Origin of the sequence: Streptomyces sp. NBC_01089, assembly GCF_045162975.1 — a bacterium.
GTDB lineage: Bacteria > Actinomycetota > Actinomycetes > Streptomycetales > Streptomycetaceae > Streptomyces.
In genome coordinates, this window is record NZ_CP108660.1 from 3,788,059 (window position 1) to 3,814,404 (window position 26,346).

At 70.5% G+C, this 26,346-nt stretch carries 22 protein-coding genes; 8 read left to right on the plus strand and 14 right to left on the minus strand.

The annotated features are described in order from the left end of the window. Window positions 1-16: 16 nt before the first annotated feature. Window positions 17-1,822, minus strand: a complete 1,806-nt coding sequence (locus OG510_RS16735; protein ID WP_406142421.1) for an alkyl/aryl-sulfatase — start codon at window positions 1,820-1,822, stop codon at window positions 17-19. Window positions 1,823-2,235: 413 nt separating this feature from the next. Here OG510_RS16735 and OG510_RS16740 point away from each other — a divergent pair, with 413 nt between their 5' ends. After that, window positions 2,236-3,492, plus strand: a complete 1,257-nt coding sequence (locus OG510_RS16740; protein ID WP_406137717.1) for a hypothetical protein — start codon at window positions 2,236-2,238, stop codon at window positions 3,490-3,492. 100 nt (window positions 3,493-3,592) lie between these two features. Here OG510_RS16740 and OG510_RS16745 read toward each other — a convergent pair whose 3' ends face one another. After that, on the minus strand, window positions 3,593-4,213 hold the full coding sequence (locus tag OG510_RS16745) for a TetR/AcrR family transcriptional regulator (protein ID WP_406137719.1): 621 nt from the start codon (window positions 4,211-4,213) through the stop codon (window positions 3,593-3,595). 106 nt (window positions 4,214-4,319) lie between these two features. On the opposite strand from OG510_RS16745, the gene OG510_RS16750 reads away from it, so the two are divergent. The 3 genes from OG510_RS16750 to OG510_RS16760 all read left to right on the plus strand — a co-directional run bounded on the left by OG510_RS16750 (window position 4,320) and on the right by OG510_RS16760 (window position 6,929). Beyond that, on the plus strand, window positions 4,320-5,489 hold the full coding sequence (locus tag OG510_RS16750; protein WP_406137720.1) for an alpha/beta hydrolase family protein: 1,170 nt from the start codon (window positions 4,320-4,322) through the stop codon (window positions 5,487-5,489). A 209-nt stretch (window positions 5,490-5,698) separates the two neighbouring features. After that, window positions 5,699-6,103: a hypothetical protein gene (locus tag OG510_RS16755; protein ID WP_406137722.1), complete on the plus strand. Its 405-nt coding sequence runs from the start codon at window positions 5,699-5,701 to the stop codon at window positions 6,101-6,103. 124 nt (window positions 6,104-6,227) lie between these two features. Beyond that, on the plus strand, window positions 6,228-6,929 hold the full coding sequence (locus OG510_RS16760) for a TMEM175 family protein (RefSeq protein ID WP_406137724.1): 702 nt from the start codon (window positions 6,228-6,230) through the stop codon (window positions 6,927-6,929). 91 nt (window positions 6,930-7,020) lie between these two features. Here OG510_RS16760 and OG510_RS16765 read toward each other — a convergent pair whose 3' ends face one another. From OG510_RS16765 to OG510_RS16795, 7 genes are all read right to left on the minus strand, one after another. Beyond that, on the minus strand, window positions 7,021-8,118 hold the full coding sequence (locus tag OG510_RS16765) for a DUF1214 domain-containing protein (protein ID WP_406137725.1): 1,098 nt from the start codon (window positions 8,116-8,118) through the stop codon (window positions 7,021-7,023). A 65-nt stretch (window positions 8,119-8,183) separates the two neighbouring features. Then, window positions 8,184-9,332, minus strand: a complete 1,149-nt coding sequence (locus tag OG510_RS16770) for a sulfotransferase family protein (protein WP_406137727.1) — start codon at window positions 9,330-9,332, stop codon at window positions 8,184-8,186. A 13-nt stretch (window positions 9,333-9,345) separates the two neighbouring features. Beyond that, complete coding sequence (locus tag OG510_RS16775; protein ID WP_406137729.1) at window positions 9,346-10,140, minus strand: SDR family oxidoreductase; 795 nt, start codon at window positions 10,138-10,140, stop codon at window positions 9,346-9,348. Beyond that, window positions 10,137-10,520, minus strand: a complete 384-nt coding sequence (locus OG510_RS16780; protein ID WP_406137731.1) for a nuclear transport factor 2 family protein — start codon at window positions 10,518-10,520, stop codon at window positions 10,137-10,139. The genes OG510_RS16775 and OG510_RS16780 overlap by 4 nt, the downstream gene beginning before the upstream one ends. A gap of 156 nt (window positions 10,521-10,676) precedes the next feature. Continuing rightward, complete coding sequence (gene cysN, locus OG510_RS16785; protein WP_406137732.1) at window positions 10,677-12,578, minus strand: sulfate adenylyltransferase subunit CysN; 1,902 nt, start codon at window positions 12,576-12,578, stop codon at window positions 10,677-10,679. Further along, window positions 12,578-13,483 (minus strand): sulfate adenylyltransferase subunit CysD, encoded by a 906-nt coding sequence (cysD, locus tag OG510_RS16790; protein ID WP_406137733.1) that lies wholly within the window; start codon window positions 13,481-13,483, stop codon window positions 12,578-12,580. The genes cysN and cysD overlap by 1 nt, the downstream gene beginning before the upstream one ends. Next, window positions 13,480-14,259, minus strand: coding sequence for a 3'(2'),5'-bisphosphate nucleotidase CysQ (locus tag OG510_RS16795; RefSeq protein WP_406137735.1), 780 nt, complete (start codon window positions 14,257-14,259; stop codon window positions 13,480-13,482). Before OG510_RS16795 ends, cysD begins: the two co-directional genes overlap by 4 nt. A 103-nt stretch (window positions 14,260-14,362) precedes the next feature. Between OG510_RS16795 and OG510_RS16800 the strand changes: the two genes are divergently transcribed. Next, on the plus strand, window positions 14,363-15,010 hold the full coding sequence (locus OG510_RS16800; RefSeq protein ID WP_406137737.1) for a TetR/AcrR family transcriptional regulator: 648 nt from the start codon (window positions 14,363-14,365) through the stop codon (window positions 15,008-15,010). Between the two features lie 104 nt (window positions 15,011-15,114). Here OG510_RS16800 and OG510_RS16805 read toward each other — a convergent pair whose 3' ends face one another. From OG510_RS16805 to OG510_RS16825, 5 genes are all read right to left on the minus strand, one after another. Continuing rightward, the gene (locus tag OG510_RS16805) at window positions 15,115-15,906 is read right to left on the minus strand and encodes an ABC transporter permease (protein WP_406137739.1); all 792 of its coding nucleotides are present in this window, start codon (window positions 15,904-15,906) and stop codon (window positions 15,115-15,117) included. Beyond that, a complete protein-coding gene (locus OG510_RS16810; protein ID WP_406137740.1) occupies window positions 15,903-17,051 on the minus strand; it encodes an ATP-binding cassette domain-containing protein in 1,149 nt (382 codons plus the stop codon). The genes OG510_RS16805 and OG510_RS16810 overlap by 4 nt, the downstream gene beginning before the upstream one ends. A gap of 106 nt (window positions 17,052-17,157) precedes the next feature. Beyond that, window positions 17,158-18,000: a DUF4097 family beta strand repeat-containing protein gene (locus OG510_RS16815; RefSeq protein WP_406137742.1), complete on the minus strand. Its 843-nt coding sequence runs from the start codon at window positions 17,998-18,000 to the stop codon at window positions 17,158-17,160. Between the two features lie 108 nt (window positions 18,001-18,108). Then, on the minus strand, window positions 18,109-18,624 hold the full coding sequence (locus OG510_RS16820; RefSeq protein ID WP_406137744.1) for a toxin-antitoxin system HicB family antitoxin: 516 nt from the start codon (window positions 18,622-18,624) through the stop codon (window positions 18,109-18,111). A 250-nt stretch (window positions 18,625-18,874) separates the two neighbouring features. After that, window positions 18,875-19,450: a TetR/AcrR family transcriptional regulator gene (locus OG510_RS16825; RefSeq protein ID WP_406137745.1), complete on the minus strand. Its 576-nt coding sequence runs from the start codon at window positions 19,448-19,450 to the stop codon at window positions 18,875-18,877. Between the two features lie 151 nt (window positions 19,451-19,601). Here OG510_RS16825 and OG510_RS16830 point away from each other — a divergent pair, with 151 nt between their 5' ends. The 3 genes from OG510_RS16830 to OG510_RS16840 all read left to right on the plus strand — a co-directional run bounded on the left by OG510_RS16830 (window position 19,602) and on the right by OG510_RS16840 (window position 26,049). Further along, window positions 19,602-20,612, plus strand: a complete 1,011-nt coding sequence (locus OG510_RS16830) for an NADP-dependent oxidoreductase (RefSeq protein ID WP_406137746.1) — start codon at window positions 19,602-19,604, stop codon at window positions 20,610-20,612. A gap of 221 nt (window positions 20,613-20,833) precedes the next feature. Further along, window positions 20,834-21,466, plus strand: coding sequence for a DUF1772 domain-containing protein (locus tag OG510_RS16835; RefSeq protein ID WP_406137748.1), 633 nt, complete (start codon window positions 20,834-20,836; stop codon window positions 21,464-21,466). A gap of 443 nt (window positions 21,467-21,909) precedes the next feature. After that, window positions 21,910-26,049, plus strand: a complete 4,140-nt coding sequence (locus tag OG510_RS16840; RefSeq protein ID WP_406137749.1) for a hypothetical protein — start codon at window positions 21,910-21,912, stop codon at window positions 26,047-26,049. Window positions 26,050-26,346: the final 297 nt, after the last annotated feature.

Genomic DNA, 26,346 nt, shown 5'->3' on the forward strand with positions numbered 1-26,346 from the left:
CCCGGCTTCCGTGCTGTCAGGGGGTGACGACGGCGAAGTCGGGGTCGGGGTCGGCAAGATGGCCCAGGAGATCGGCCAGCCTGCCCGGGTCGCCGGTGATCTCCACACCGTCCCGGGCGGCCAGCTCCGCGGGGGCCACCGCCCCGAGCAGCAGGGCACGCAGGTCGGCCTCGGCGAGGGTGGCCTCGACATCCGGGTCGGCCACCGCGGGTCCGGTGCCGGTGACATGGGTGAGGACGCCGTTGTGCAGACGCAGGGTGACGGGGTCGCGGCCCTGGATGTTCCAGCGCACGGTGATGTCCGCGTCCCAGCTGCGCGGGCCGTCCACCCGGATCGCCAGGGCGTCGAAGAGCTGGTCAAGCGTCAGGGCGGCCACCACGTCGGGCGAGGTCGTCGCGGTGGGCGTACCGACCGAGCCCTCGCGCAGTTCGAGGGCGCCCGTGAGGAAGACGTTGCGCCAGGTGCCGTTCTCGCTGCCGTACCCGAGCTGCTCCAGCGCGTCGGCCTGCAGTTCACGGGCGGCGGCGTGGTCCGGGTCGGCGAAGAGTACGTGGTTGACGACCTGGACCACCCAGCGGAAGTCGCCGTCGGCGAAGGACTCCCTTGCCCGGCGCACGACTTCGTCGGCGCCGCCCATGAACTCCACGTACCGGTGGGCCGCCTCGGCCGGAGGGTGCTCCCACAGGTGGGCCGGGTTGCCGTCGAACCAGCCCAGATAGCGCTGGTAGACCGCTTTCGTGTTGTGGCTGACCGAGCCGTAGTAACCGTGGGTGTGCCAGCGGCGTTCCAGGGCGGGCGGCATCCGCATGGCTTCGGCGATCTCCAGGGCGGTCAGGCCCTGGTTGAGCATGCGCAGTGTCTGGTCGTGCAGATAGGCGTACATGTCGCGTTGCTCGGACAGGAAACGCGTCAGCTGTTCGCGGCCCCACACCGGCCAGTGGTGAGAGGCGAAGGCGACGTCCGACGCACCGGCGAACAGCCCGATCGCCTCCGTGAGGTAGCGCGCCCAGACGCGGGGGTCGCGGACCTCGGCGCCGCGCAGGGTGAGCAGGTTGTGCTGGTTGTGGGTGGCGTTCTCCGCCATGCACAGGGCGGAGCGGTCGGGGAAGTGGATGTTCAGCTCGGCCGGCGCCTCCGTTCCCGGGGTCAGCTGGAAGACCATCCGGATGCCGTCGACGGTCTCGGTCTGTCCGGTGTGGGTGATGTCGAGCGTCGGCGGGATCAGGCCGACCGCGCCGGTGGACAGGGTGAGGCCGAGACCCGCGCCGATCTGGCCGCGGTCCCCCTTGGGCAGGGCGGCGCCGTACATATAGGCGGCGCGCCGGTTCATGGCCGTGCCGGCGTAGACGTTCTCGCTGACCGCGTGCTCCAGGAAGCCCTGGGGGGCGAGGACCGGTACGCCGCCGTCGATGTCCTGGCCGGTGACGACGCCGCGCACACCGCCGAAGTGGTCGGCGTGGCTGTGGGTGTACAGGACGCCTGTGACGGGGCGGTCGCCGCGGTGCGCGCGGTACAGGGCGAGTCCGGCTGCGGCGGTCTCGGCGGTGAGCAGCGGGTCGATGACCAGGATGCCGCGCTCGCCCTCGACGAACGTCATGTTGGACAGGTCGAAGCCGCGGATCTGGTAGATGCCCGTGGTCACCTCGAACAGGCCGTGGTCGGCGCAGAGCCGGCTCTGCCGCCACAGGCTCGGATTCGCGGTGTCCGGGCACTCCCCGTTCAGGAATCCGTACGCGTGGAGATTCCACACGGTGCGCCCGGTGCCGTCGGTGATCAGGTTGTCCCCTGCCGTGCCCATGAAGCCGCGCTTGGCGTCCTCCATGTCCTGCCGGTCATCGAACGGCAGATGTGCGGTGATGGCCTTGTTGGCGGTGACGATCGTCGGCTGCGCGGGCTTGGGCTCGGCGTGCTGGGACAACTGGGGCCTCCCTTGCTGGCTGGGGCTGGGCCGCCCGCAGGGCCGGCGCGACCACCTCCACCCTCGGCCGGACCGTCACGTTCCACAGCCCGCGCACCCCTCCGATGAGGCGGTACGGGGCCGGTGCGGCCGGAGCGACATGAGTGGCGGCCGTGCCCGTACGGGCTTCGGGACATGACCTGCGCCCTCGGCGGAACGTCCGGCCGCCGGGGGCCGGACGGGTGATACGCGGCCGGCGGCCGGGCCTGACATGCGGCAACACACCTGTTCGGCGGAGGGTGCGCATGGTCTGTCCGGCGGAACGGTCTCATGTGGCCATGTCGAAGACACTCCCCCACAGCCGCGAAAGCGGCACCCCAGTCAGCCACGCCCGCCGCCGTGCTGCCCTCCGGGCCGCGCTGGGCGTCACCACGGCCGCGACCCTCGCAGGCGCGTGCTTCGTCGCGGTCAGCCCCGGCGCGGCCGCGGCGGAGGGCGATGTGGCCACCAGCACCCTGGCCGACCTGACCATCTCCGACGTACCCGTGGCCGGGCTCTCCGCGTTCCACGGTGTGTACGGAACAGCGGGCTCAGCACCGGACGAGGGGCTCGACCCGGGCGACCTCAGCGACCCCTCCGGTGTGCTGCGGCACCTCAGCGTCATGGGCAACGGTGTCGCGCGCACCGACGCGGAACCGGAGAAGAACTGGGCCCAGGCCCAGGCATCCGGGTTCACCCTGGCTCTGACCCGGCCGGACTTCCTGAGTGTGGGCTCCCTCGACTCGTACACGGAGTGTCTGCCCGAGCCCATCGGCCCGCTGGCCCTCGCCTACGCGCACACGGACGCCGACGCGATCAACGTGCTGGGCCACCAAGTACCCACGGGCACCACACAACTGGACGTCACCGGCGCCGAACTCGGCGTGGACGACATCAGCACGGCCAGGCTCACCGTGGTCTACGACCGGTACGAGGACCCGTCCGGCGGGGCGTACCAGCCGGTGTCCTCCGCGCGCTCCGGCCTCGACATCACGATCACCGGCACGTTCACCGGCGCGGACGGGGCGGTCGCCTACGACGGGCCGGTCACGCACCTGGAACTCGGCCACACGGCCGTGACCTGCGGGGCGCCCACACCGACCCCGACCCCGACACCGACGGACACGGGGACGCCGACCCCCACGCCGACACCGACCGATACGGACACGCCCACTCCGACACCGACGGACACGGATACGCCGACGCCCACACCGACGGACACGGGTACGCCGACTCCGACTCCGACTCCGACCGACACGGATACGCCCACTCCGACACCGACGGACACGGATACGCCCACTCCGACACCGACCCCGACTCCCACGGACACGGGTACGCCCACCCCGACACCGACGCCAACCCCGACCCCGACCCCGACCGAGACGGAAACCCCCACCCCCACGCCCAACCCCAGCAGCAGCGAATCGTGCCCGCCGAAGCCGCATCACCCCGGACATGACGGCTACGGACATGACGGCTACGGAGATGACGGCTACGGGCGGCGCGCAGCGGTCGCGCCGGGCCGCCCCGCGGTTGACAGCATGTGGCGGGCATAGGCGTCGTCCCCCGGGCGGACGACAGGCCCTCCGGGGCTCCGGGGCTCCAGGTCGTGTCTGATCATCGATCCTGGGGCCCCGGGACCCCGCACCGGCATGATCAGTGGCCGGGCGCTCCCAGGCGGACGGCCTCTTTCAGCCCCGCCTCGATCACGCGGGTGAGGGTGTCCAGGTACGCGTCGCCGCTGTCGCCGTCCATGATCAGCATGCGGAAGCCCAGCGGCGCGATCAGCAGGTCCGCGGCCAGTTCCAGGTCGAGCGCGGCCGGGAGCTCGCCCCGGCCGATCGCGGTCTGCAACATGGCGTGCACGGCGGCGCGGCGCGGTGCCGCCACGCTGGTGTGCACCACGTCCGCGAGCGTGCTCACACGGCGGCTCTCGGCGAGCAGTCCGGGGCCGATACCGCTGACCACCGGGTCGGCCAGCTGGCGCCGGAGGGTGTCCAGGAACTCGCGCAGGTCGGTGCCCAGGGCTCCGGTGGCCGGAGTCGGCGGCAGCGCGTACTCCACTGCCTCCCGGACGAGTTCGGTCAGCATCTCCTCCTTGGACGCCCAGCGCCGGTACAGCGCGGCCTTGCCCACCCCGGCCCGCCGTGCGATCGCCTCCATCGACATCCGCTCGTAGCCGGTCTCGACGAGCTCGGCGAAGGTCGCCTCGGTGATGGCCTCGGTCACCTGCTGCCGCAGGGCCGCGCCGCCGGTTGCCCTGCGTTCTGTCGCCATCCGGCCAGCATAAAGGAGTGGAACGGGTACGTTCCGTTCGGTGATGGGCTACCGTGGGCCCAGCAAACGGAACGACACCGTTCCGTTCCAAATGGAGGGGCCGACCATGAAGTTCCTTTACGACGACGAGTCCTTCTCCTTCGAGGTGCTGCGGGCCGCCGGTTACGCCACGTACGGGGGCGCCGAGCTCGGCGAGGTCCTGGTGACCTGCCGGCAGGTTCCCGAGGGGGACGAAGAGGCGTGGTCGCGCCAGTGGGCCGCGACGGCGGCGCGGGTCGAGGGCATCGGCCGGGACGCGCTGGCCGCCGGACACCGGGTGAGTGCGCGGGAGGCGCTGCTGCGGGCCTCGAACTACTACCGGACCGCCGACTTCTACCGGCGGGCGGACCCGGCGAACGACGCCGAGTCCGCGCGGCTGGCGAAGGCGTCCCAGCAGACCTTCGCGGAAGCCGCCGCCCTGCTCGACATCCCGGCCCGCGCCGTGCGCATCCCGTACGAGGGAACCACCCTGCCCGGCTACCTGTTCCTCGCCGACGCGTCGGGCAGGCCCCGCCCGACCGTGCTCTACCACGGCGGTTACGACTCCACCCTCGAAGAGGGCTATGTCGCCCTGGCCGCAGGGGCGTTGCGGCGCGGCTACCACGTCCTCGTCCTCGACGGGCCCGGCCAGGGGAGCACCGTGCGCGAGCAGGGCCTGCACTTCCGGCCGGACTGGGAGGCCGTGGTCACCCCCGCCGTCGAGTTCGCGCTCACCCTGCCGGAGGTGGACGCGGACCGGATCGCGCTCGTCGGCACCAGCCTCGGCGGGTATCTCGCCGCACGGGCGGCCGCTTTCGAGCCCCGTATCGCCGCCTGCATCCTGCACGACGGGGTCTACGACGTCCACGCCACGTTCGAGGCGGTCTTCCGGGCCGCGGCGGAAGTCCCCGGCGGCCTGGACACCGTGATGGCGCAGAGCGTGTCGGCGCGCTGGCTGGTCCACAACGGCCTGTGGACCCTCGGGGTTTCCGGCGCCGACGAACTCCTCGACGCGTTCCGCGCCTACACCCTGGAGGGGGTCGCGGAGCGGGTCACCTGCCCGACGCTCGTCCTGGAGGCGGAGAACGACCAGTTCTTCGCCGGTCAGCCGCAGCGCGTCCTGTCCGCGCTGACCTGCCCGAAGGAACTGATCTCCTTCCGCGAGGACGAGGGCGGCGGCGAGCACTGCCACGAAGGCGCGGTCGCCCTGTGGCACCAGCGCGCGTTCGACTGGCTGGACACCGTGTTCGCCGGGTGAGTGATCTGAGGACCTGCCGCATCAACTGCTTTATGGGGAAAGGGGGTTACGTAGCGGACGTACGTGCTGGGCCGCGGCCACCGGGGAACTCACCGGCCGACCGGTACCCCAGAAGTGCGGGATGGCCGGGCGGCTGCCCCGCCTTCTAGTCTCGGTCCGGACAGCGGAAGGCACAACGCCCGAAGCACACGCCCAGGAGGTACCACGGCATGTCACCGTCCCTGCTCACCGTCGGTCTTGATCCCGCGCTGGTGGACGACGCACCCTCGTCGCGGGCGGCGTTCCCCGAGATGGACGCCGAAACGGTCCGGGTCGGCGTGGCCGCCGAGCGGGCCCGGATGGAGGGGCTCGGCTTCACCGTCGACCTCTGCCTGCTCGACTACGGCCGCACGGCCGAGGCGGTCTACCGCGCCGCTCTGTCCGGGAAGGACTACGACATCGTGGTGATCGGCGCCGGCATCCGGCTGGACCCGGCGCTGACCCCGCTCTTCGAGATCCTCGTCGACGCCACCCGCGAGTTGGCACCCGGTGCGAGGCTCTGTTTCAACGTGAGCCCGTCGACGACCGTCGAGGCCGTCCAGCGAGGATGGCCCGAACGCAAGCCACTAGGCTAGTACTTGATCCAGACCTACCCATCAGTGCTGGTCCAGGAGTCGGGTGGGGAGAGTGCAGCGCCGCTGTCGCGACGGACGGAGTCCGGTCGCGGCGGCAGGCAGGACAAGGGAGAGGTGCAAACGCATGGGTGCCAGTGGCGTCGTCGGCGAGAACGGGACGGGAGGGGGCGACCCGGCGGAGCCGTCGGTTCCCGCGTCCGGCAGGGACGAGGGGGGTGTCTCGGGCGAGCGCCTGGTGCTCTTCACCGACGCGGTGACCGCGATCTCCATCACCCTGCTGATCCTGCCACTGGTGGACCTCGTCCCGGAAGCCGCGGCAGCCCACAAGCCCGCCAGCGAAGTGATCACCGGTCACCTCACCCAGATCTGGAGCTTCCTGCTCAGCTTCGCGGTCATCGCGAACATCTGGCGGGAGCACCACCGGGCCTTCTCGACGGTCAGGACGGCCTCCCGCTCCCTGACGGTGTGGAACATGGGGTGGCTGCTCTCCGTCGTCGTCATACCCCTCCCGACGGAGATGATGGGCGCCTTCGGCGGCCACGACCGGTTCGTGGGAGCGTTCTACTACGCGGCGCTCCTGGCCGGCATGGTGTGCCGGCTGGCCATGCTGAACATCCTGAAGAACAACCCGGGGATGGTCGAGGGGGACAGCGAAGGGACCCGCCGGAGGACCGCGGACCTGTACGCCGACAGCTTCATCACCGTCCTCGCCGTGGTCGTCGCGTTCGCCATCGCGCTCGCCGTGCCCGTGCTGCAGTACTACAGCCTTCTGCTGCTGGTGGTGGCGGGCCGGGTGCGCTTCATGCGACGGCGCACCGCTCACTGACCGCGGGTCACCGCAAGGGCCTGTCGACAGCCGGGCCGCCCGCCGGCGCAAGGATCACGCGGCGGACGGCCACCGGCTTCGACGAGGAACGCTACGAACCTGATCGCCCGGCCAAGTCCTGGTGCTTCACCACCTTCGACGTCGGGATCGGGTGCGAGTCGGCCTTGATCCAGCGCATCGCGAAAGTGCCCTCGCGGTGGCCGTCGGTGTTGATCCAGTTGCCGCAGCCCGGGTCCTTCGACGCCACCACGATGGTCAGGCTGCCGTCGTCGTTCAGCTTGGCCGTGTGGTTGTTGATGTAGATGTTGGTGCGGTGGTAGTCGAGGGACTCCACCCAGAAGTTCTGCAGGACGAAGTTGAAGTACTCACAGTTCGGCACCTCGGTCTCGATCACCCACGCCTCGTCCTCCGCCAGCTTCCAGTACCCGTGGAGGTAGAAGATCGTCGGGTCGCCGCCCGCCCCCTGGAAGAAGTCCTGGCCCCAGTCCACGATTTCGTTGGCCCGCGGGATGAACTTGCGGCTCCACTCGAGGAAGGTCTTCGTGGTGCCGCGTACGTTGCCGAGGGCCGCGGTGAGGCGCTCGCCCATCTGCTCCGGGGTCAGCGGGGTGAACTCGCCGTCCGGGTCCAGGCATTCGATGGACAGATCGGCCGGGATCTCGTTGACGCGGTCCTGATGGGTCTGGCGTACGGAGATGAGGTTGCTGTCCGGCGCGAGCGGCAGCCAGTCGCCCTCCGCAGGCTTGTCGGTGCCGGCGATGAACGAGAACCGGCCGTGCTCGTCGACCGTGAGGTCGTGGGCGTGCAGATCGCCGGTCTGCAGCATGGTGCCGTCGATGTGGTAGCGGTTGACGCGTGAGCCGAACGTCAACAGCGGAACGGTGCCGCGGGTGCCGGTGATCCGGTAGGTGTGCTTCCCGGAGATGTTGGAGCGCATATAGACGTTGTCGGGGTTGTCGGCCCCGATCTTCGTCCTCATGTTCGGGTTGGACGCCGACGTGAAGCTCGGCCAGCGCGGGTCGGTGCACTCGACGCAGTTGATCGTCGCGTACCTCAGCAGGCGGCTCAGGTAGCGGACGCCCTCGGCCTGCGTCAGCGGGTCCTGCGGCACGATGTCGTCCTGCAGAAGGTCTCCGACGTCCCGGAGATCCGCGCAGAACTTCTCCCATACAGCGCTTGCGGCGGTCATGGCGATTCCCTTTGCTCGGTGGGATGGGGGCGGCTCGGTGTGTGGGTGGCGGTGGCGGCCTCGCGTCAAGCGTGGGCGGGGAAGTGCTCGTCGACCTCGGTCCCGGTCAGACCGAAGTCCTCCAGCGAGTACCGGTGGTCGGGGCGGCGGTGGGCGCCCAGGCTCTTGCGGTGCGCGGCCTCGATCGCCCCGCGCGCCTCCGTCGTGAACTCCAGGCCGAAGCGGTCGTAGATGCCCTCGACGGTGCCCAGCGGATCGGTGACGAAGCCCTGGTAGTCGACGTCGAGGAACTGCCGCGGGTCGTAGCGGCGGCGGGCCGCCTCGAAGTGCTCGATTCCCCGTGCCCACAGGCCGAGCTGGGTGCGGCCGATGGTCTCCCGGTCCAGCGCCGCTGACATGTCGTGCTTGCCCTGCTCGACCAGGCTGCAGGTCGATGCCATCGCCGTCCGCGGCGCGCGGTGCGTCCGGATGATCAAGGCGTCCGGGTAGACGCTCATGATCTCGTCGATCGCGAAGACATGGCTGGGGTTCTTGAGCACCCAGCGCTTCCCCGGGTCGTTGGCGCCGATCAGCTGCAGGTTCTTCTTGTGCCGGGCGTATGTACCGGTCCAGTCCTGTCCGGCCAGCCACTTCGAGTACGTGGGGAGGTACGAGACACACTCGAAGGCCACCGACCGCATCGACTGCTGCAACAGCTGCCAGCACTCCTCGACTTCGTCCGCGTCCATGAAGTGCACCTTCATCAGCTCGGCCTCCGCGCGCTGACGGGCCGCGAAGTGGGCCTGGGAGCGCCGGAACTCGGGATGCGAGGGCCAGTCCTCACGGGTGGGCCGCGGCTGCGGGGACTCGGCGAGCCAGGTCTCGATGCCCTGGTGGGCGGGGTCGGCGGAGAGCAGCCGGTGCAGCGCGGTACTGCCCGTGCGCATGAGGCCGCAGACGAAGACCGGGCGTTCGATGCCGACTTCGGTGTGCTCGGGGTACCGGGCGAACGCGGCCTCGCTGCGCACCCTGCCGACCAGCGCCTTCGTCATCATGGCGCGCGCGATCGTCACGCCGTGCGGGGTGAGCCGCGAGTCGGCGTCGAAGCTGGAGATCAGCACCTCAAGACCCTCGCGGAAGTCGTCGTCTCCGAAGTCGGTGAGTCCGGTCGTCCCGGCCGCGAGGGCGAGGAGTTCGTCGGCGGTGCCGACTGTGGGGGTGTCCTGTGCGGTCATGTCCCTCTCCTGTTCAGTGGTGGCTGTGCCCGCAGTTGACGTCCAGGCACTGCCCTGTGATCGCCCGCGCGTGGTCGGAGACGAGGAAGACCGCGCTGTTCGCGATGTCGTCGGGTTCGGGCAGCCGGCGCAGGTCCGTTCCGGCCGCGATCTCGTCGTAGACCACGCTCGGGTCGACGCCGCGCTCGGCCGCCTGGCGTTCGAACCACGCCTTGACCGAGTCCGCCCAGATGTAGCCGGGTGCGACCGAGTTGACGCGCACCCCTTGCGGCCCGAGCTCCACGGACAGGCTCCTGGCGAGGGCCAGCAGGCCCGCCTTCATGATCCGGTAGGCGCCGAAGCCCGGCAGCTGGTTCCGGAGCACCATCGAGTTGATCATCACGACCGAGCCCTGCGACTCGACGAGCGCGGGCACCAGCTTGCGGGTGAGGTTCAGCGCGGCCATCAGATTGATGTCGAGCCCCTGCCGTATGTCGTCCGGCTCGGCGTCGAGAAGCCGGATCCGGGCGGGCTGGACGAACGCGTTGTGGATCACCGAATCGAGCCGGCCGAACGCTTCGTACGCCTTCTCCGCGAGGTTGCCGACCGACGCGTCGTCGGTGAGATCGGCCGTCACCACGGCCGCCCGGCCACCGAGGCCGTGGATCTCGTCGGCCACCGCTTCGAGCCTGGAACGGGTGCGGGCCGCGAGCACCACCCGGGCCCCCGCGAGGGCGCTGCGTACGGCGAGTGACCTGCCGAGCCCCGGTCCCACCCCCGACACCAGCACGGCCTTCCCCTCCAGCAGCGGGATCGGTGTCTCTGTCATTCCGCCACCCCCGCCGGGCCGGCCAGCGCCCGGGGATCGATGACGACGCTGAGCGAGACGATCCGGCAGGCGTCGTCGAACTCGAACAGGTCGGTGGCGGCGAAGGCGGCCATACCGGCTCGCTCCACGCGCAGTTGGGTCGCGGCGTACCTCCCGTTCACGGTGATCGGTGAGAGCAGGCTGACCGTGAAGTCGACCTTGGCGTTCTCGGTGTCGAACGTCCGGATCGCGTCGGTGCCCCGGTGACTGGTGACACCGAGCGGTTCGTGCTGGACGGCGTCCTCGGCGAACAGCGCGACCAGCGCGTCGACGTCGTGGTTCCCGAGGTGTTTCACGTAGGACTCGATGGCAGAGCAGATGTCGTCCCGGCTGGGGGGCATGGTGGATCTCCTTGTCGCGGTGGATGCCACGGTGCGGGTGCTGTGCTCGGTCAGGCGATACGCAGGCGGTGCGCCGGGTCAAGGGGTGCCCGGTCAAGGGGTGCGCCCGGTCAAGGGGTGCGGTCGGCCACGCCATGCGCAGGCGGCGCGGCCCGGTCAGGCGATGGCGCCGCGTGAGCGCAGGAAGGCGACGATCCGGTCGGCCGCCTGCTCCGGCGATTCGGCCGTGGTGTCGATCCGTACCTCGGGCGAACGCGGCGCCTCGTAGGGCGAGTCGATGCCGGTGAAGTGGGCCAGCTCGCCGCGGCGCGCCTTCCCGTAGAGCCCCTTCGGGTCCCGCTCCTCCGCGACAGCGAGCGGGGTGTCCACATGGATCTCGCAGAACCGCTCGGGCCCGACCAGTTCCCTGGCCGCGTCCCGTTCCGCGCGGAAGGGCGAGATGAACGACGCGATGACGATCAGGCCGGCATCGGCCATCAGCCGGGCGACCTCGGTGACGCGCCGGATGTTCTCCACACGGTCGGCGTCGGTGAACCCGAGGTCCCGGTTGAGGCCGTGGCGTACGTTGTCGCCGTCCAGGAGACAGGTGTGCGTGCCGAGGGCGTGCAGCCGGCGCTCGACCTCGTTCGCGAGGGTCGACTTCCCGGAGCCCGACAGCCCGGTCAGCCACAGCACCTGGGGGCGGTGGCCCATCAGCTTCTGGCGCGCGCGTTCGTCGACATCGACCACCTGCCAGTGGAGGTTGTCCGAACGCCGCAGCCGGTGCGCGATCATGCCGGCGCCCACCGTGCTGTTGGTCAGCCGGTCGATCAGGATGAAGCCGCCGGTGTCGCGGTTGGCGGTGTACGCGTCGTACGGCACCTGGCGGTCGAAGCTGATGTCGCAGACGCCGATCTCGTTGAGCGCCAGGGTGTCGGTCGCCGTCTTCTCCAGGGTGTTGACGTTGACCTTGTGCTTGGGTTTGGTGATCCGCGCCTGCACCGTCATGGTCCCGATCTGGCAGAGGTACGGCCGCTCGGGCAGCATCTCGTCCTCGCCCATCCACACCAGGCGTACCTCGAACTGGTCGGCAACACCGGGCAGGGCGTCCGCCGCGGCGAGCACGTCACCGCGGCTGATGTCGATCTCGTCGGTCAGCGTGACGGTGACGGACTGCCCCGCGGTCGCCTCCGTCAGGTCACCGTCCATGGTGACGATGCGGGCGACCGATGACTCGCTGCCGCTGGGCAGGGCCCGCACCCGGTCGCCTGGCCGCACCGCCCCGCTCACGATCTGCCCGGAGAATCCGCGGAAGTCCAGATCGGGCCGGTTCACCCACTGCACGGGCAGCCGGAACGGGCGGGCGACGACGTCCTCGTCGATCTCGACGGTCTCCAGGTGCTTCATGAGCGTCGGGCCCCGGTACCAGGGGGTTTCACCGCTGTTCTCGGTGAGGTTGTCCCCCGCGTACGCCGAGATCGGGATGGGCACGACGTCGCCCAGCCCGATCTCCTTCGCGAACGCGGTGTACTCGGCGGCTATGCGCTCGAAGACCTCCTGCGCATAGCCGACCAGGTCCAGCTTGTTGACGGCGAGCACCACATGGCGGATGCCCAGCAGCGACACCAGATAGGAGTGCCGGCGGGTCTGGGTGAGGACGCCCTTGCGCGCGTCGACCAGGATCACCGCGAGGTCCGCTGTGGAGGCCCCGGTGACCATGTTCCGGGTGTACTGCTCATGGCCGGGGGTGTCGGCGACGACGAACTTGCGGTGCTCGGTGGAGAAGTAGCGGTAGGCGACGTCGATCGTGATGCCCTGCTCGCGCTCGGCGGCCAGCCCGTCGACCAGGAGCGCGAAGTCGAGTCCTTCGCCCTGGGTGCCCACCTTGCGGGAGTCGGCCTCCAGGGCGGTGAGCTGGTCCTCGAAGACCAGCTTCGACTCGTAGAGCAGCCGGCCGATGAGCGTGGACTTGCCGTCGTCGACGCTGCCGCAGGTGATGAAGCGGAGCATGCTCTTGTTCGCGTGCCGTTCGAGGTACTGCTCGATGTCGTCCGCGATCAGGTCGTTGGATCCGGTCATCAGAAGTAACCCTCCTGCTTCTTCTTCTCCATCGACGCGCTGCTGTCGTGGTCGATGACGCGGCCCTGGCGCTCGGACGTGGAGGTCAGCAACATCTCCTGGATGACGGCGGTCAGGGAATCGGCGGTGCTCTCGACGGCTCCGGTGAGCGGGTAGCAGCCGAGGGTGCGGAATCGCACGCTCCTGAGCTGGGGTTCCTCACCGGGCAGCAGCGGCATCCGTTCGTCGTCGACCATGATCAGCGCCCCGTCACGTTCGACGACCGGCCGCCTCGCCGCGAAGTAGAGCGGCACGATCGGGATCTGCTCCTGCCGGATGTACTCCCAGACATCGAGCTCGGTCCAGTTGGACAGCGGGAAGACGCGCAGGCTCTCACCGGGCGACTTGCGTACGTTGTACATCCGCCACAGTTCGGGGCGCTGCTGCTTCGGGTCCCACCGGTGCTCGGCCGAGCGGATCGAGAAGATGCGTTCCTTGGCGCGGGACTTCTCCTCGTCGCGGCGCGCACCGCCGAACGCGGCGTCGAACTTGTGGAGGTCGAGAGCCTGTTTGAGCCCCTCGGTCTTCCACATGTCGGTGTGGGTGGCCGACCCGTGGGTGAACGGGTTGACCGACTTCTCCACACACTCGGGGTTCTTGTGGACGAGGAGTTCCAGGTCCCCGGCGGCTGCGGTCCGGTCGCGCAGTTCGTACATCGCGCGGAACTTCCATGTGGTGTCCACGTGCAGCAGCGGGAACGGCAGCTTGGACGGGTAGAACGCCTTCCGCGCGAGGTGCAGCATCACCGCGCTGTCCTTGCCGACGGAGTAGAGCATCACGGGGTTCTCGCTCTCGGCGACCGCCTCCCGCATGATGTGGATGCTCTCGGCTTCGAGCCGTTCGAGATGGGTCAGGGTGAGTGTCATCGTCCGAGCACCCCCAGGGCCTGATCCGCCAGTTCGGGGCGGCAGATCAGCAGGTCGGGCAGCCAGGGGTTCTCCTGGTTGTAGTGCGGTGCGGACCCGTCGACGCGGGACACGTGGAGTCCGGCGGCGCGGGCGACCGCGACGGGGGCGGCCGAGTCCCACTCGTACTGCCCGCCGGTATGGGCGTAGATGTCGGCCTCGCCGCGCACCACGGCCATCGCCTTGGCACCGGCCGAGCCCATCTCGATCAGTTCGGCGCCGAGTGCGCCGGCCATGGCCATGACCGGTTCGGGCCTGCGGGTGCGGCTGACGACCACGCGGGGGACGGCGGGCAGCGGCGGGGGCGGGGCGAAGGTGTCCGCCGTCGAGAAGGTGGCGCCCAGCGCGGGCATCGCGACCGCGCCGGCGACCAGCCGGCCGTCCTCGACCACCGCCACGTGGACGGCCCAGTCGGTGCGGCCTGGCTCACCGAACTCGCGGGTGCCGTCGAGCGGGTCGACGATCCACACCCGCCGGGCCCCGAGCCTGGCCGGGTCGTCGGCGCCCTCCTCGGAGAGCACCGCGTCGCCGGGGAACCGGCGGCCGAGCGTGGCGACCAGGTACTCGTGCGAGAGCCGGTCCCCCGCCTTGCGTACGTCCGACGGGTCGGCACCCGCCTCTTCCTGATCCGTCCGGTGTGCGAGCAGCAGGGCGCCGGCCGCCGTGGCGACATCCGCCGCGGCCCGCCCGTCCGCAGCGTGGCGCGAAGCGCCCTGAGGAATCTCGGAGAGCGTCATGGAGAGGACTGTAACGACAGAATGAACGTTGTTCAATGCATTATGAACAACGTTCATTCCGTGCTGCCGATTCCGCGCCGCCGCCACCGGATACCGTGAGGGCATGACCGAATCGAGCAGGAAGTCCGCCTACGGCGATGCGGAGGCGCGGCGCCGGATGACCCTGGACGCGGCTGCCGAGCTGCTGGACGAGGGCGGGTACGCGGCGCTCACGATCCGGTCGGTGGCCCAGCGTTCAGGCACCAGTACCGGGCTGATCTACCAGTACTTCGCCGACAAGCAGGAGATCTTCATCGCCCTGCTCGGCGAGAGCCAGACCGAGTCCGCCGCGTTCGTCGAGGCCCTCCCCAGGGACCGGGGCGTCGCAGCGCTGATCGCGTCGGTGATCCCCCAGACCGCCCGTCAGTGGGTCCGGGTGGGCCGGCTGATCGCGACCTGGCGCACGGTCGAAGGGGATGCCCGCTACGAGCGCGAATCGGTGGCCGAGGTGCGCGAGACGACGCGCCTCTACAACGAGGCGCTCCGCTCCGCGCTCATCGAGGCGGCCTCGAAGGAGGGCCGCTGCCTCCGGGACGACCCCGCGCTCCTGCCGTTCGTCCTGTCCGGGCTGATGGGCATCTCCGACACCCTGGTCAACAACTGGCCCACGGACGTCGACCCGTCGGACCTCATCGATTTCGCCGCCGAGGCGATCACCCGGGGCATCACAGCGCCGGACACAGCCGGGCAGCCCGGCCCGGCGACTGCCTGACCCCTCGCCCGACCCGGGCGGGCGACCATCTGCCCGGGCCGGACTGTCCGGCTGTGCGGCTGCCCGGCTGTTCCGGCTGTCCGGCTGTCCGGCTGTTCCCGGATCTACGCCGGGTCGCGGTCGAACTTCGATGTGGACCAGAAGTAGCCGAGTACGGCGAGAGCCAGGCACCAGGCCACCGCGAGCCACCCGTTGTCGCCGATCCCGCTGCCGAGCAGCAGCCCCCGCAGCGTCTCGATGGCCGGGGTGAACGGCTGGTACTCGGCGACCGGCTGGAACCAGCCCGGCATCGCGTCGACCGGGACGAACGCGCTGGAGAGGAGCGGCAGCAGTATCATCGGCATCGCGTTGTTGCCTGCGGCCTCGGCGTTCGGGCTGATCAGGCCCATGCCGACGGCGATCCAGGTGAGCGCCACGGCGAAGAGCACGAGCAGCCCGAAGGCCGCCAGCCACTCCAGGGCCCCGGCATCCCTGGACCGGAAACCGATGGCCACGGCGACGGCGCCCACCAGGACCACGCTCAGGACCGCTTGCAGCACACTGCCCGCCACATGCCCGACGAGCACCGAGCCGCGGTGGATCGACATGATGCGGAAGCGGGCGATGATGCCCTCGGTCATGTCGTTGGAGACCGACACCGCGGTCCCGACCACGGTGCTGCCGATGGTCATCAGCAGGATGCCCGGGACGATGTACGCGATGTAGGCGGAACGGTCCGCACCCGCGCCGCCGATGCCCGCACTCATCACGTCCCCGAAGAGGTAGACGAAGAGCAGCAGGAGCATGACCGGGGTGAGCAGCAGGTTCAGGGTCATCGACGGGTAGCGGCGCGCGTGCAGCAGATTGCGGCGCAGCATCGTGGTCGAGTCGCGTACGGCGAGGGAGAGCGCGCTCATCGGACAGGCTCCTTCGGCTGGTTGTTCCGGGCGGGCACACCTGCGCCGGTCAGGGCGAAGAACACGTCGTCGAGGTCGGGGGTGTGCACGGTCAGTTCGTCCGCCTCGATACCGGCAGCGTCCAGCCGGTCGATGAGGGAGCGCAGTTCGCGCTGGCTGCCGTCGCTGGGGATGTGCAGCGACAGCGTCTCGTCGGAGGCCACAGCACCGGGGCGGGCGAGGCCGGGAGCCCGTGGGGCGAGGGGCTCCTTCGGGGCGGTGGGCTCCGCCTGGGCGGTGGGCTCCGCCTGGGCGGTGGGCTCCGCCTGGGCGGTGGGCTCCGCCTGGGCGGTGGGCTCCGTCTGGGCGGGCTTCAGGGCGGGCTCAAGCGCGATGGCCGCGGACCGGTAGGCGGCCGGGTCGGTGAAGCGGAGCCGGATGTGCCCGCCGGGGATGAGCCGTTTGAGCTCGTCGGCGGTGCCATGGGCGGCGATCCGCCCGTCGTTGAGCACGGCGATGCGGTCGGCGAGTTCGTCGGCCTCGTCCAGGTACTGCGTGGTGAGGAAGACGGTGACGCCGTCGGAGACCAGCTCGCGGATAATGCCCCACATGGCGTGGCGGCTACGCGGGTCGAGACCGGTGGTGGGCTCGTCGAGGAAGATGATCCGCGGGGCGCCGACCAGTGTCATGGCGATGTCGAGGCGGCGCTTCATACCGCCGGAGTAGGTGGAGGCGGGCTTCTTCGCGGCCTCCACCAGGTCGAATCGAGCGAGCAGTTCGGCGGCGACCCGCCGTCCTTCGCGGCGCGGAAGGTGGTGCAGGTCGGCCATGAGGAGCATGTTCTCCTCGCCGGTGATCAGGCCGTCGACGGCGGAGAACTGCCCGGTGACGCCGATCGCGGCCCGTACGGCCTGCGGATCGGCGGCCAGGTCGTGGCCGTGGACGCGGATGTCGCCGGATCCGGCGTCGGCGGAGATGAGGGTGGAGAGGATCTGCACGACGGTGGTCTTGCCCGCGCCGTTCGGGCCGAGCAGCGCGAAGACGGTGCCTGCCGGGATACGCAGATCGATGCCGTCGAGGACGAGCTGGTCACCGTAGGACTTGCGCAGGCCGGCGGCGGAAACGGCAACGGACGGTTTGGATGTGGGCATGACAGGTGAACCCATGAAGCCCTCCCTTTCGAAGGCTGCTTGAGTGACGGGGCTTGAGCGGCTGGGCTTGAGCCGCTGGGCTTGAGCGGCTGGCTCGTGGGCGGGCCGGCTGTCCGGTGTTTCAGACCCGGGCGTGGTGGACGTCGATGTTTCCGAAGCGCGTACGGGCATGGACCTCGACGGTGTCCTCGGACTCCTCCGGGCTCTCGGACGCGGCGAGCGTGCTGCGCACCTGGCCGTGACCCGAGCTGACGTCGAGCCAGGCAGCGGTGCCCTCGCGTACACCCAGGTCGATGGCGCCGTAGGAGGTCTCCAACCGGACGGATCCGCTGCTGACTTCACCGACCCGCAGGGTGCCGTTGGCGGTGGTGGCGACGACCGAACCCGCGGCGCGCGCGATGTCGATGTCGCCGTTGGCACCGCTCACGCGCAGGTCGCCGGTCGTGGTGCCGACGGTGGTGGTGCCGTGCGAGTTCTTCAGGACGGCGGAACCGTGGACGGCGCCGACGCGCATACTGCCGGAGCTGGTGGTGATCTCGGCCGTACCGTCGATCCGGTCGACGGTGATCGAGCCGTGGGACGCGGTCAGTTGGAGCGGCCCCGTCGCCTCCAGGCGGACGTCACCGGACGAGGTCTTCACCTGGACCTCGCCGAGCCGGCCCTCGCCGAGCACCTGGGTCCACGAGCCGGTCGCCTCGATGCGCGAGCCCGTGGGCAGTCCGACCGTCACGTCGACGGATCCGGAGGGCCCGATCATGCGGCGCTCCTTCGTCCTGACGGTCAGGACGCCGCCGGCGTATGTGACCTCGGTCTGCTCGGCGGCCCGTACGTCCTTGTCGCGCTTCGGGTCGCGGGGCTGCACCTCGACCACCGTGTCGGGGCGGTCGTCCGCGGTGAAGTGGATGGAACCGGCGCCCACGTGGGCGGTGACCGAAATCGGTTCGGGAGTGTCGAAAGAAGGCATGGCTGTCCCGTCCTCTTGGGTGTGCGCGGCTTGGGTGAAGTGGTGTGGGTGTTCGCGGCGTGGGTGAAGTGGTGTGGGTGAAGTGGCTTGGGCGGGCGGAGAGTTCCGCTAACGCACCCAGCCCGTGTAGCCCTGCCCGATGGTCCGAGTCTTCTCCGTCGTATGCGACCGGGTGCCGCCGTCGACCGCGGCCGACACGGCGCGCACCAGCCACGCGTTGACCGACAGGCCCTCGCGGGTCGCGGCCTCTTCGGCCCGGGACTTGAGGTGGGCCGGCAGGCGCAGGTTGACGCGGGCGGTGCCGCCCTCGTCGGCATCGGCCGGGGCCGTGGCCTTGAGCGGTTCGACGGGCGCGGCGGGCTCCGCGGGGGCGCCGCCGCCCGGCGGCAGCGTCACCACGAAGTCGGGGTCGAGCCCACGCAGCCGTACGTCGACCGAGCCGGGGGCGAGTTCACGGGTGATCTCGTCCATCGCGGCGGAGAGCACGTTGAGCATGGTCAGCCGGGTCGCCGACTCCAGAGGAGCGGTGAGCCTGTCGGCCAGCTCGCGGGCTTCGTCGCCGCCGGCTTCGGCGGCCACCGCGAGTTCACGGCGGAGGGTGTCGACATACGGGGTGAGATCCATGACGCCATCATGGCACCATTTTGGCGCCACACGCAAGGCACAATGACACCCGAAGGGGCGCGGGCCGGGCGAGTACCCCACGACCTGCGGAAACGTCTAGACGACAGCCTGGATGCACCCCACATCACGCACAATCAGGCGCTTCAAGAAGCACACGGTGACGCCACATGGCGCCACCTGGCACCGCCTGGCACCGCCTGGCGCCACCTGGCACCGCCTGGCACCACTCGACGCCACAACAGGACACCCATCAGCCGACCCCGCCCCCACTCCCACCCTCCACGCTCGCCAGAATCGCGCTGGCGACGACATCGAAGAGGCGATCGGCGCTCGGCGCGAGCGAAGGCTGATCACCGATCCACGCGAGCGCCGCCACCAGTGCGAACAGATCGGCGCCATCGATATCACTCCGCGCCGCGCCCGCGGCCTGGGCGCGGGCGAGGAGCCGCGCACCGGCGGCGCGCAGGGTGACGCACGAAGCGTGGAGCGCGGACTCGGTGTCCTCGATGGCAGCCGCCATCAGCACGGTCACGCCCCGGTATTCGGTTGTCCACGCGACACAGTCACGCAGCCACGAAACCAGAGCGTCGGCGGCCGAGTCCGCCGTTTCGAGCTGGACCGCCTGCGCCGTCAGCTCGTCGAAGCTCGTACGGAGCAGGGCGTCGAGCAGCGCCTCGCGCGTCGGGAAGTGACGCAGCAGCGTCGCGAGCCCGACATCCGCCTTGCGCGCGACATCGCGCAGAGACACGTCCACACCCTGCTCGGCGATGGCGGTACCCGCCACCGCGAGCAGGTGATCGCGGTTCTTCCTGGCGTCGGCCCGCATCGGCTCAGGTCCCTTCTCTCGACTGTCCGGCCTCGATCACCCGGCCGCCTTGACTATCCGGATCAGTGATCCATATATTCGAACCAGTGAGCCGTTTATGTGGATCGCCGATCCGGATGAGTCTATCCCGCAGCGCTGACAGGAGAAATCGATGCCGACACACACGATGAGGGCCATCCGGCTCCATGAGCACGGGGGCCCTGAGGTGCTGCGATATGACGAGGTCCCGGTTCCCCAGCCGGGGCCGGGTGAGGTGCTCGTTCGCGTACACGCGGTCGGCGTCAACCCGCCGGACTGGTATCTGCGCGACGGGATGTCCAACCTGCCCCCGGAGACGAGGCCGGAGTTCGCTCTGCCCGTGATCCCTGGGACGGACGTGTCGGGCGTGGTCGAGGCCGTCGCCGCCGACGTGGACGGTCTCGCCGTGGGCGATGAAGTCTTCGGCCTGCTCCGCTTCCCCAGCTTCGACGGCAGCACGTACGCCGAGTACGTGGCCGCGCCCGCCGCGGACCTCGCACGCAAGCCGGCCGGCGTCAGTCATGTGCACGCGGCCGGGGCGCCGATGGCCGGCCTCGCCGCGTGGCAGTTCCTGATCGAGCTCGGACACGACCACCCCTCGCCCTTCCAGGAGGCGCGACACCGGCCGGTGCCGCTCGGCGCCGGTACGACGGTGCTCATCAACGGCGCCGCGGGCGGCGTCGGACACCTGGCGCTACAGCTGGCGAAGTGGAAGGGCGCACACGTCATCGCGGTGGCATCGGGCGCGCACGAACCGTTCCTGCGCGAGCTGGGCGCCGACGAGTTCATCGACTACACCAGCAGCCGCCCCGAGGAACTCGTACGCGACGCCGACGTCGTCCTCGACACCGTCGGCGGCCCGCACAGCAGCCGCTTCCTGCGCACACTCAAGCGCGGCGGCTCCCAGTTCCCCGTGTTCTTCGGCGAATTCGACGAAGAGGAGACCGCGAAGCTGGGCGTCACCGTCACCGGCACCCAGGTCCGCTCGAACGGCGCGCAACTGGCCGAACTGGGCCGCCTGCTCGAAGCGGGCACGGTACGCGTCGCGATCGACAGCACGTTCGCACTGTCGGACGCCCGAGCAGCGCACGAACGCGCCGCGCAGGGGCACATCCGGGGCAAGATCGTGCTCGTGGTCGCCTAGGGCGGATCGAGTCGGTCCCGCTGCTGGTGCGCCAACACGGTGCCGCCGAACGGCTCCACCCGCTGCCATCGCCGGCCCTCGCTCTCGTTGATCGCGAGGTCAACACGCCGTGCAGCAAAGGCTGTTGCCGACGGATTCCCCGGCATCGATAGTTGGGCCGCGGCGACGCCGTCATGGGTGCCGTCGATGCGATCCGGATCACGGAATCAGGAGGATTCAGCATGAAACACCTGCAGACGGGCGTACTGCTCGTCGCCACCGTCTCCACAGGGCTCATGGCCGGACTGTTCGCCGCGTTCGCCTACGCGGTCATGCCCGGCCTGGGCCGGTCGTCCGACCGCACCTTCATCGAGGCGATGCAGGGCATCAACAAGGCCATCCTCAACCCGGTCTTCATGCTCCCCTTCATGGGCACGATCCCTCTGCTCGGTCTGGCCGTCGTCCTGGCCTGGCGCGGTCACGGACGCTCCGCTCTGCCCTGGCTGATCGCCGCGCTGGCCCTGTACGTGGTGGCCTTCGCCGTTACCGGCGGCGTGAATGTCCCTCTCAACGACCAGCTCGCGAGAGCGGGCGATCCCGGCCATATCGGACATCTGGCCACGGTACGCGCGGACTTCGAGAACAAGTGGGTCCTCTGGAACATCGTCCGGGCGCTCCTGCACACGGTGGCGTTCGCCTGTCTGGCCTGGGCGCTGGTCGTGTACGGCGCACACCGGCCGCACGAGAGCGGGAGCGAGGCCCGGAACGAGAGCCGGCACCTGCCCCGGAACACCGAAGCGTCCGCATGGCCCCCGGTGCCATCGCCCCACCCCGGTCACCCGCAGACCGCCCCGTACCCGCAGACAGGGGCCTGACGATCGAGGGTGGATCCGGCTACGTACGCCGCGCCGTCCGGTACCGGTCCCTCCCCTGTGGGGACCGGTACCGAACGCGGGCTGCATCGATCCGCGCCGTTTCGGTGCGGTGCCGTGCCTCTTGTCACGCGGTGCCCGCTCGTCACGCGGTGTCCGCTCGTGTCCGGGTGCCTGCTCTTGGCTACGGTCTCTTGGCTACGGTGGAAGTTGACCGAGAACATGCGGCGTCATGACGTATCTCTCCGAGCGCTGTGCTGGTGGGCCGCCCGGGCGCCACCCGGGTGGTGCGCTGCTGGGTCGTGATCCTGCCAGCTATGGCTTCCGCCAGGGGTGGTCCGGAGCTCGTACCCACGACTAGCCGCAGGTCAGCCCGATAGGCTGAGTTTTCCGGTCCGGACGCCGGCGGATGTCAGCTGCGGACGTCAGCTGCGGGGAAGTAAGGGGTGGGGACCTTGAGTTTCGACTCAGGGGCGCGCACAGCCCTGGCGGAACGTCTCGCGCTGCTCTACCGGGAGGCCGGAAACCCTCCCCTCAAGAGTGTGTCCGAGGCGGTCGTCCGGCTACAGCGGGTCGACGAGCGCAGTCGGCCCGTACGGGTCTCCGCCCAGCGGATCAGCGACTGGCGGCGGGCCAGGAACGTCCCTGCCCAGTTCGTCGCCCTCGCGGCGGTGCTGCACGTACTGATCCCCCAGGCGCGGCGCTCGCAGCCCGCACCCGTGTCCGCCGGACTGTACGACCTCGCCCAGTGGCAGCGCCTGTGGGAGCAGGCGGTGGCCGACCCGGTCGGCGACCATCCCGCGGCGCCCGCGACGGAGGAGCAGCGGCGCCCTCCGGGAGAGGCCGCGGCCGTTCCCGGTGGTGTGTGTCCCTACCGGGGGCTCGCTCCGTACCGTCAGCAGGACGCCCGGTGGTTCTTCGGCCGGGAGCGGAGCAGGGACGCCCTCATCGCCCAGCTCCGGGCAGCGGAGCGGACGGGCGGCCTGGTCATGCTCGTGGGCGCCTCGGGGTCGGGGAAGTCCTCCCTGCTGAACGCCGGCGTGGTGCCCGCGTTGCGGGACGGCGCCCCGGGCGAAGGGCGCGGCCCGGCGGGGACGGTGCTCCAGCTGGTGCCGGGAGCCGATCCTCTCGCGGAGCTGACCCGCCTGATTCCTGAGCTCGCACATGTCGTCCCGGTCGCGAGGGCGGCCGCTGCGGACGATTCCGGGACGCACCGCTTCGCGCGGGCCGCCAGGGAAGCCATCACCACCTGGGCGAACCGTGAGACGGCGAGCCGTGAGACCGGGAACCGTGAGACGACGGACCGTGAGACGACGGACCGTGCGGCCGCGAGCCGTGAGACACCCCCCGGGACACCGGCCTCCGCCCGGCCGGTCATCATCGTGGACCAGTTCGAGGAGGCGTTCACCCTCTGCTCCAAGGAGCGGAACCGGCGGGCCTTCATCCAGCTGCTCCATGCCATCAGCACGACCGCCGACCCCTCGGCTCCCGCCCCCGCACCGGACGCCGCCACCCCTGACGCCCCCGCACTCGTCGTCCTCGGTATACGCGCCGATTTCTACGAACAGTGCCTGGGACATCCCGAACTGGCCGACGCCCTGCAGCACCGCCACATGGTGCTCGGCCCGCTGACCACCGCCGAGTTGCGCGAAGCCGTGACCAGCCCGGCCAGGGCCGTGGGCCTGGAGCTCGAACCGGGACTGGCGGAGCTGATCGTCCGGGAGGTGAGCGCCGACAGCCCCCGCGGGAGCGGGACGCACGCCGGGGTGCTGCCGCTCCTCTCGCACGCCCTGCTCGCCACCTGGCAGCGGCGTACCGCGGGACGGCTGACGCTGGCCGGGTACACCGCGGCGGGCGGGATCCAGGGAGCGGTCGCGGCGACCGCCGAGCGCGCCTGGTCCAGCCTCGGCCCGGCCGCCCGTACGGCCGCAAGGCTGCTCCTCCTCAGGCTGGTCAGGCTGGGCGAGGACACCCAGGCGACCCGGCGGCGCGAGACACGGCGCCAGCTGGCCGAGGAGTCGACGGACCCCGACAGGACGGAGGAATCGCTCGAAGCGCTGGTGCACGCACGGCTGGTGACCCTCGACTCGGAGACCGTGGAGATCACCCATGAAGCGCTGCTGCACGCCTGGCCGCGCCTGCGGGAGTGGATCGACGAGGACCGCAACGACAACCTCTCCCGCCAGCAGCTGGAGGAGGACGGCAGGGCCTGGGAGGCCACCCACCGCGACCCGTCGCTGCTCTACCGGGGGTCCCGGCTCGAACAGACCCGCAGCTGGGCGAAGTCGGCAGGTGACACCTTCCTGACCCGGAGCGCGGTGGAGTTCCTGGCCGCTTCGGCCCGGCTGCGCAGACGCACCGTCTGGATCAGCCGCGGCGCGGTGTCGGCGCTCGTCGTCCTGGCGATGCTGGCCGTCGGTTCGGCGGTGCTCGCGTGGCAGCAGCGGGACGACGCCGTGTTCGAGCAGGTCGTCGCCGAAGCCGACCGCGTCCAGTACACGGATCCCTCGCTGGCCGCCCAACTCGATCTGGTGGCGCACCATCTGCGGCCGGGCGACGAGGCCACCGCCAACCGGCTGATCTCGATCGTCAACGCGCCGCTGGCCACACCGCTCCTCGGCCACACCGGCGCCGTCTACCTCACCTCGTTCAGCCCGGACGGCCGGACGCTGGCCACGGCGAGCTACGACCGGACCATCCGGCTGTGGGACGTGACCGACCCGACGCATCCGCACAAGCTGGGCCGGCCGCTGACCGGCCATACGAGCTGGGTGAGCAGCGCGGTCTTCAGCCCGGACGGGCACACCCTCGCCAGCACGTCGGACGACGGCACGATCCGGCTGTGGGACGTACGGGATCCCCGCCACCCGAAGCCGCTCGGCAAGCCCCTGACCGGCGACGGCGGCACGGCGTACCTCCTCGCCTTCAGCCCCGACGGGCACACGCTGGCCTCGGCCAACGAGGACCACACCGTACGGCTGTGGACAGTGGACGACCCGAGCCGCCCGAAGCCCGCAGGTGTGCTGACCGGCCACACCGCCGCCGTGCGTTCGGTGGCGTTCAGCCCCGACGGGCGGACCCTGGCGGCCGGCGGCGACGACGGCACGATCCGGCTGTGGAACATGGCCCGTCCAGGCCGTCCGGATCCGGTCGGCCGGGTCCTGAACGGCCACACCAGCACGGTGCACTCCGTGGCGTTCAGCCCCGACGGCCGTACGCTCGCCAGCGGCGGCGCCGACGACGCCATCCGGCTGTGGGACGTGTCCGACCCCCGGCACGCCACCGAACTCGGCCAGCCGCTCACCGGCCACACCGGGCCCATCTGGTCGGTGGCGTTCAGCCCCGACGGGACGATGCTCGCCGCGGGCAGCGCCGACAGCACGGCGAGCCTGTGGAACGTCAGTAATCCCGCGTACCCGTCGCAGGTCGGCGAGCCGCTCGCCGGCAGCAGCGGCGAGATGTACGCGGTCGGCTTCAGCCCCGACGGACGGACCCTGGCCACCGGGAGCGGCGACAACAAGGTCAGACTCTGGTCGATCCCCACGGCGGACATGACGGGTCGGATAGGGGCGTTCCGCCCGGACGGCAAGGTGCTCGCCACGGCCGCACGCGACGAGAAGATCCGGCTGTGGGACGTGAGGTCCCCCAACCGGCCCGCGCTGCTGGGCAGGGCGTTCAGGCCGGGGAAGGGCGATCCGCGTTCGCTGCTCTTCTCCCCCGACGGTCACACACTCGCGGTGCTGACCGGCAGCCGTGCGGTGCAGTTGTGGAACGTCACCGACCCGGCCCGGCCTGTCCCCTACGGCCCGCCCGTCGCGCTGCGGACACGGTTCGCGGGCCCCGACGCGCTGGCGTTCAGCCCGGACGGGCACACCCTGGCGACCGCTCTCGACGACCGCACCATCCGGTTGTGGAACGTCAGCGATCCCTCGCACCTCGTACCGCTCGGTGCGCCGCTCACCGGCCCCAGGGGCTACGTCAACACCTTCGTGTTCAGCCCGGACGGACGGATGCTCGCGGGCGGCAGCGCCGACGGCACCATCCGGCTCTGGGACGTGACCGACCCCCGGCACGCCACCCGGCTCGGCACCCCGCTCAAGGGCCATCTGGGTCCGGTGAACGCGCTCGCCTACAGTCCGCACGGCCGCACGCTGGCCAGCGGCAGCGACGACGGAACGGTCCGGCTGTGGAACGTCGCGGCCCCGCGTGAGGCGGCCGGGCCGGTCGCCACGCTCACCGGCCACACCGAAGCGGTCGTGTCGCTGACGTTCAGCCGCAACGGCCGCACCCTGGCGAGCGGCGGCAACGACGACACGGTCAGGCTCTGGAACGTCACGCACCCCGGCAAGGCCGCTCCGATCGGCCAGTCGCTCAGCCCGAACGCCAAGACGGGCAATTTCCTGTCGTTCAGCCCCAACAGCCATCTGCTCGGGGTGTCGAGCGGCGCCGATACCGTCCGGCTCTGGGACCTGGACGCCGACAAGGCGGTCAGCCGCATCTGCTCGGCCACCCGGGGCGTACTGACACCGGAGAAATGGCACGAGTATCTGCCCCGGCTGTCGTACGGGCCGCCCTGCGGCCGGTGACGTGGCCCGGGGCGGACCACGGGGGCGAACCATGGGGGCGGCCGTGAGCGTGCGGTCGGGTACGGGCGGCCGTGAGCGGGCAGCCGTACGGCCAGGTGACCGCAATCACAACTCCTGGATCCGGCTGAGCAGTTCTCGGTGCGCCCCGCCACTTGTTACTGTTGGATACAGCCCGATCGCTGGTGCATCCCCCGTCGCCAGCGGTCGGGCCTTTTCGTGACCCGACTGGCTGACACTCCCTCACTCGTCAGGACCTCTTGAGGAGTCGTAGGGTGAGGGCCACGGATCGAGGGAGCG

Coding starts and splice junctions, on each gene's coding strand:
- OG510_RS16810 (WP_406137740.1), bottom strand. CDS start 17,051: ATGGGTTCACCTGTCATGCCCACATCCAAACCGTCCGTTGCCGTTTCC.
- OG510_RS16755 (WP_406137722.1), top strand. CDS start 5,699: ATGTCACCGTCCCTGCTCACCGTCGGTCTTGATCCCGCGCTGGTGGAC.
- cysD (WP_406137733.1), bottom strand. CDS start 13,483: ATGACACTCACCCTGACCCATCTCGAACGGCTCGAAGCCGAGAGCATC.
- OG510_RS16830 (WP_406137746.1), top strand. CDS start 19,602: ATGCCGACACACACGATGAGGGCCATCCGGCTCCATGAGCACGGGGGC.
- OG510_RS16770 (WP_406137727.1), bottom strand. CDS start 9,332: ATGACCGCACAGGACACCCCCACAGTCGGCACCGCCGACGAACTCCTC.
- OG510_RS16815 (WP_406137742.1), bottom strand. CDS start 18,000: ATGCCTTCTTTCGACACTCCCGAACCGATTTCGGTCACCGCCCACGTG.
- OG510_RS16745 (WP_406137719.1), bottom strand. CDS start 4,213: ATGGCGACAGAACGCAGGGCAACCGGCGGCGCGGCCCTGCGGCAGCAG.
- OG510_RS16805 (WP_406137739.1), bottom strand. CDS start 15,906: ATGAGCGCGCTCTCCCTCGCCGTACGCGACTCGACCACGATGCTGCGC.
- OG510_RS16750 (WP_406137720.1), top strand. CDS start 4,320: ATGAAGTTCCTTTACGACGACGAGTCCTTCTCCTTCGAGGTGCTGCGG.
- cysN (WP_406137732.1), bottom strand. CDS start 12,578: ATGACCGGATCCAACGACCTGATCGCGGACGACATCGAGCAGTACCTC.
- OG510_RS16825 (WP_406137745.1), bottom strand. CDS start 19,450: ATGCGGGCCGACGCCAGGAAGAACCGCGATCACCTGCTCGCGGTGGCG.
- OG510_RS16760 (WP_406137724.1), top strand. CDS start 6,228: ATGGGTGCCAGTGGCGTCGTCGGCGAGAACGGGACGGGAGGGGGCGAC.
- OG510_RS16820 (WP_406137744.1), bottom strand. CDS start 18,624: ATGGATCTCACCCCGTATGTCGACACCCTCCGCCGTGAACTCGCGGTG.
- OG510_RS16775 (WP_406137729.1), bottom strand. CDS start 10,140: ATGACAGAGACACCGATCCCGCTGCTGGAGGGGAAGGCCGTGCTGGTG.
- OG510_RS16835 (WP_406137748.1), top strand. CDS start 20,834: ATGAAACACCTGCAGACGGGCGTACTGCTCGTCGCCACCGTCTCCACA.
- OG510_RS16795 (WP_406137735.1), bottom strand. CDS start 14,259: ATGACGCTCTCCGAGATTCCTCAGGGCGCTTCGCGCCACGCTGCGGAC.
- OG510_RS16780 (WP_406137731.1), bottom strand. CDS start 10,520: ATGCCCCCCAGCCGGGACGACATCTGCTCTGCCATCGAGTCCTACGTG.
- OG510_RS16740 (WP_406137717.1), top strand. CDS start 2,236: ATGTCGAAGACACTCCCCCACAGCCGCGAAAGCGGCACCCCAGTCAGC.
- OG510_RS16765 (WP_406137725.1), bottom strand. CDS start 8,118: ATGACCGCCGCAAGCGCTGTATGGGAGAAGTTCTGCGCGGATCTCCGG.
- OG510_RS16735 (WP_406142421.1), bottom strand. CDS start 1,822: ATGGAGGACGCCAAGCGCGGCTTCATGGGCACGGCAGGGGACAACCTG.
- OG510_RS16800 (WP_406137737.1), top strand. CDS start 14,363: ATGACCGAATCGAGCAGGAAGTCCGCCTACGGCGATGCGGAGGCGCGG.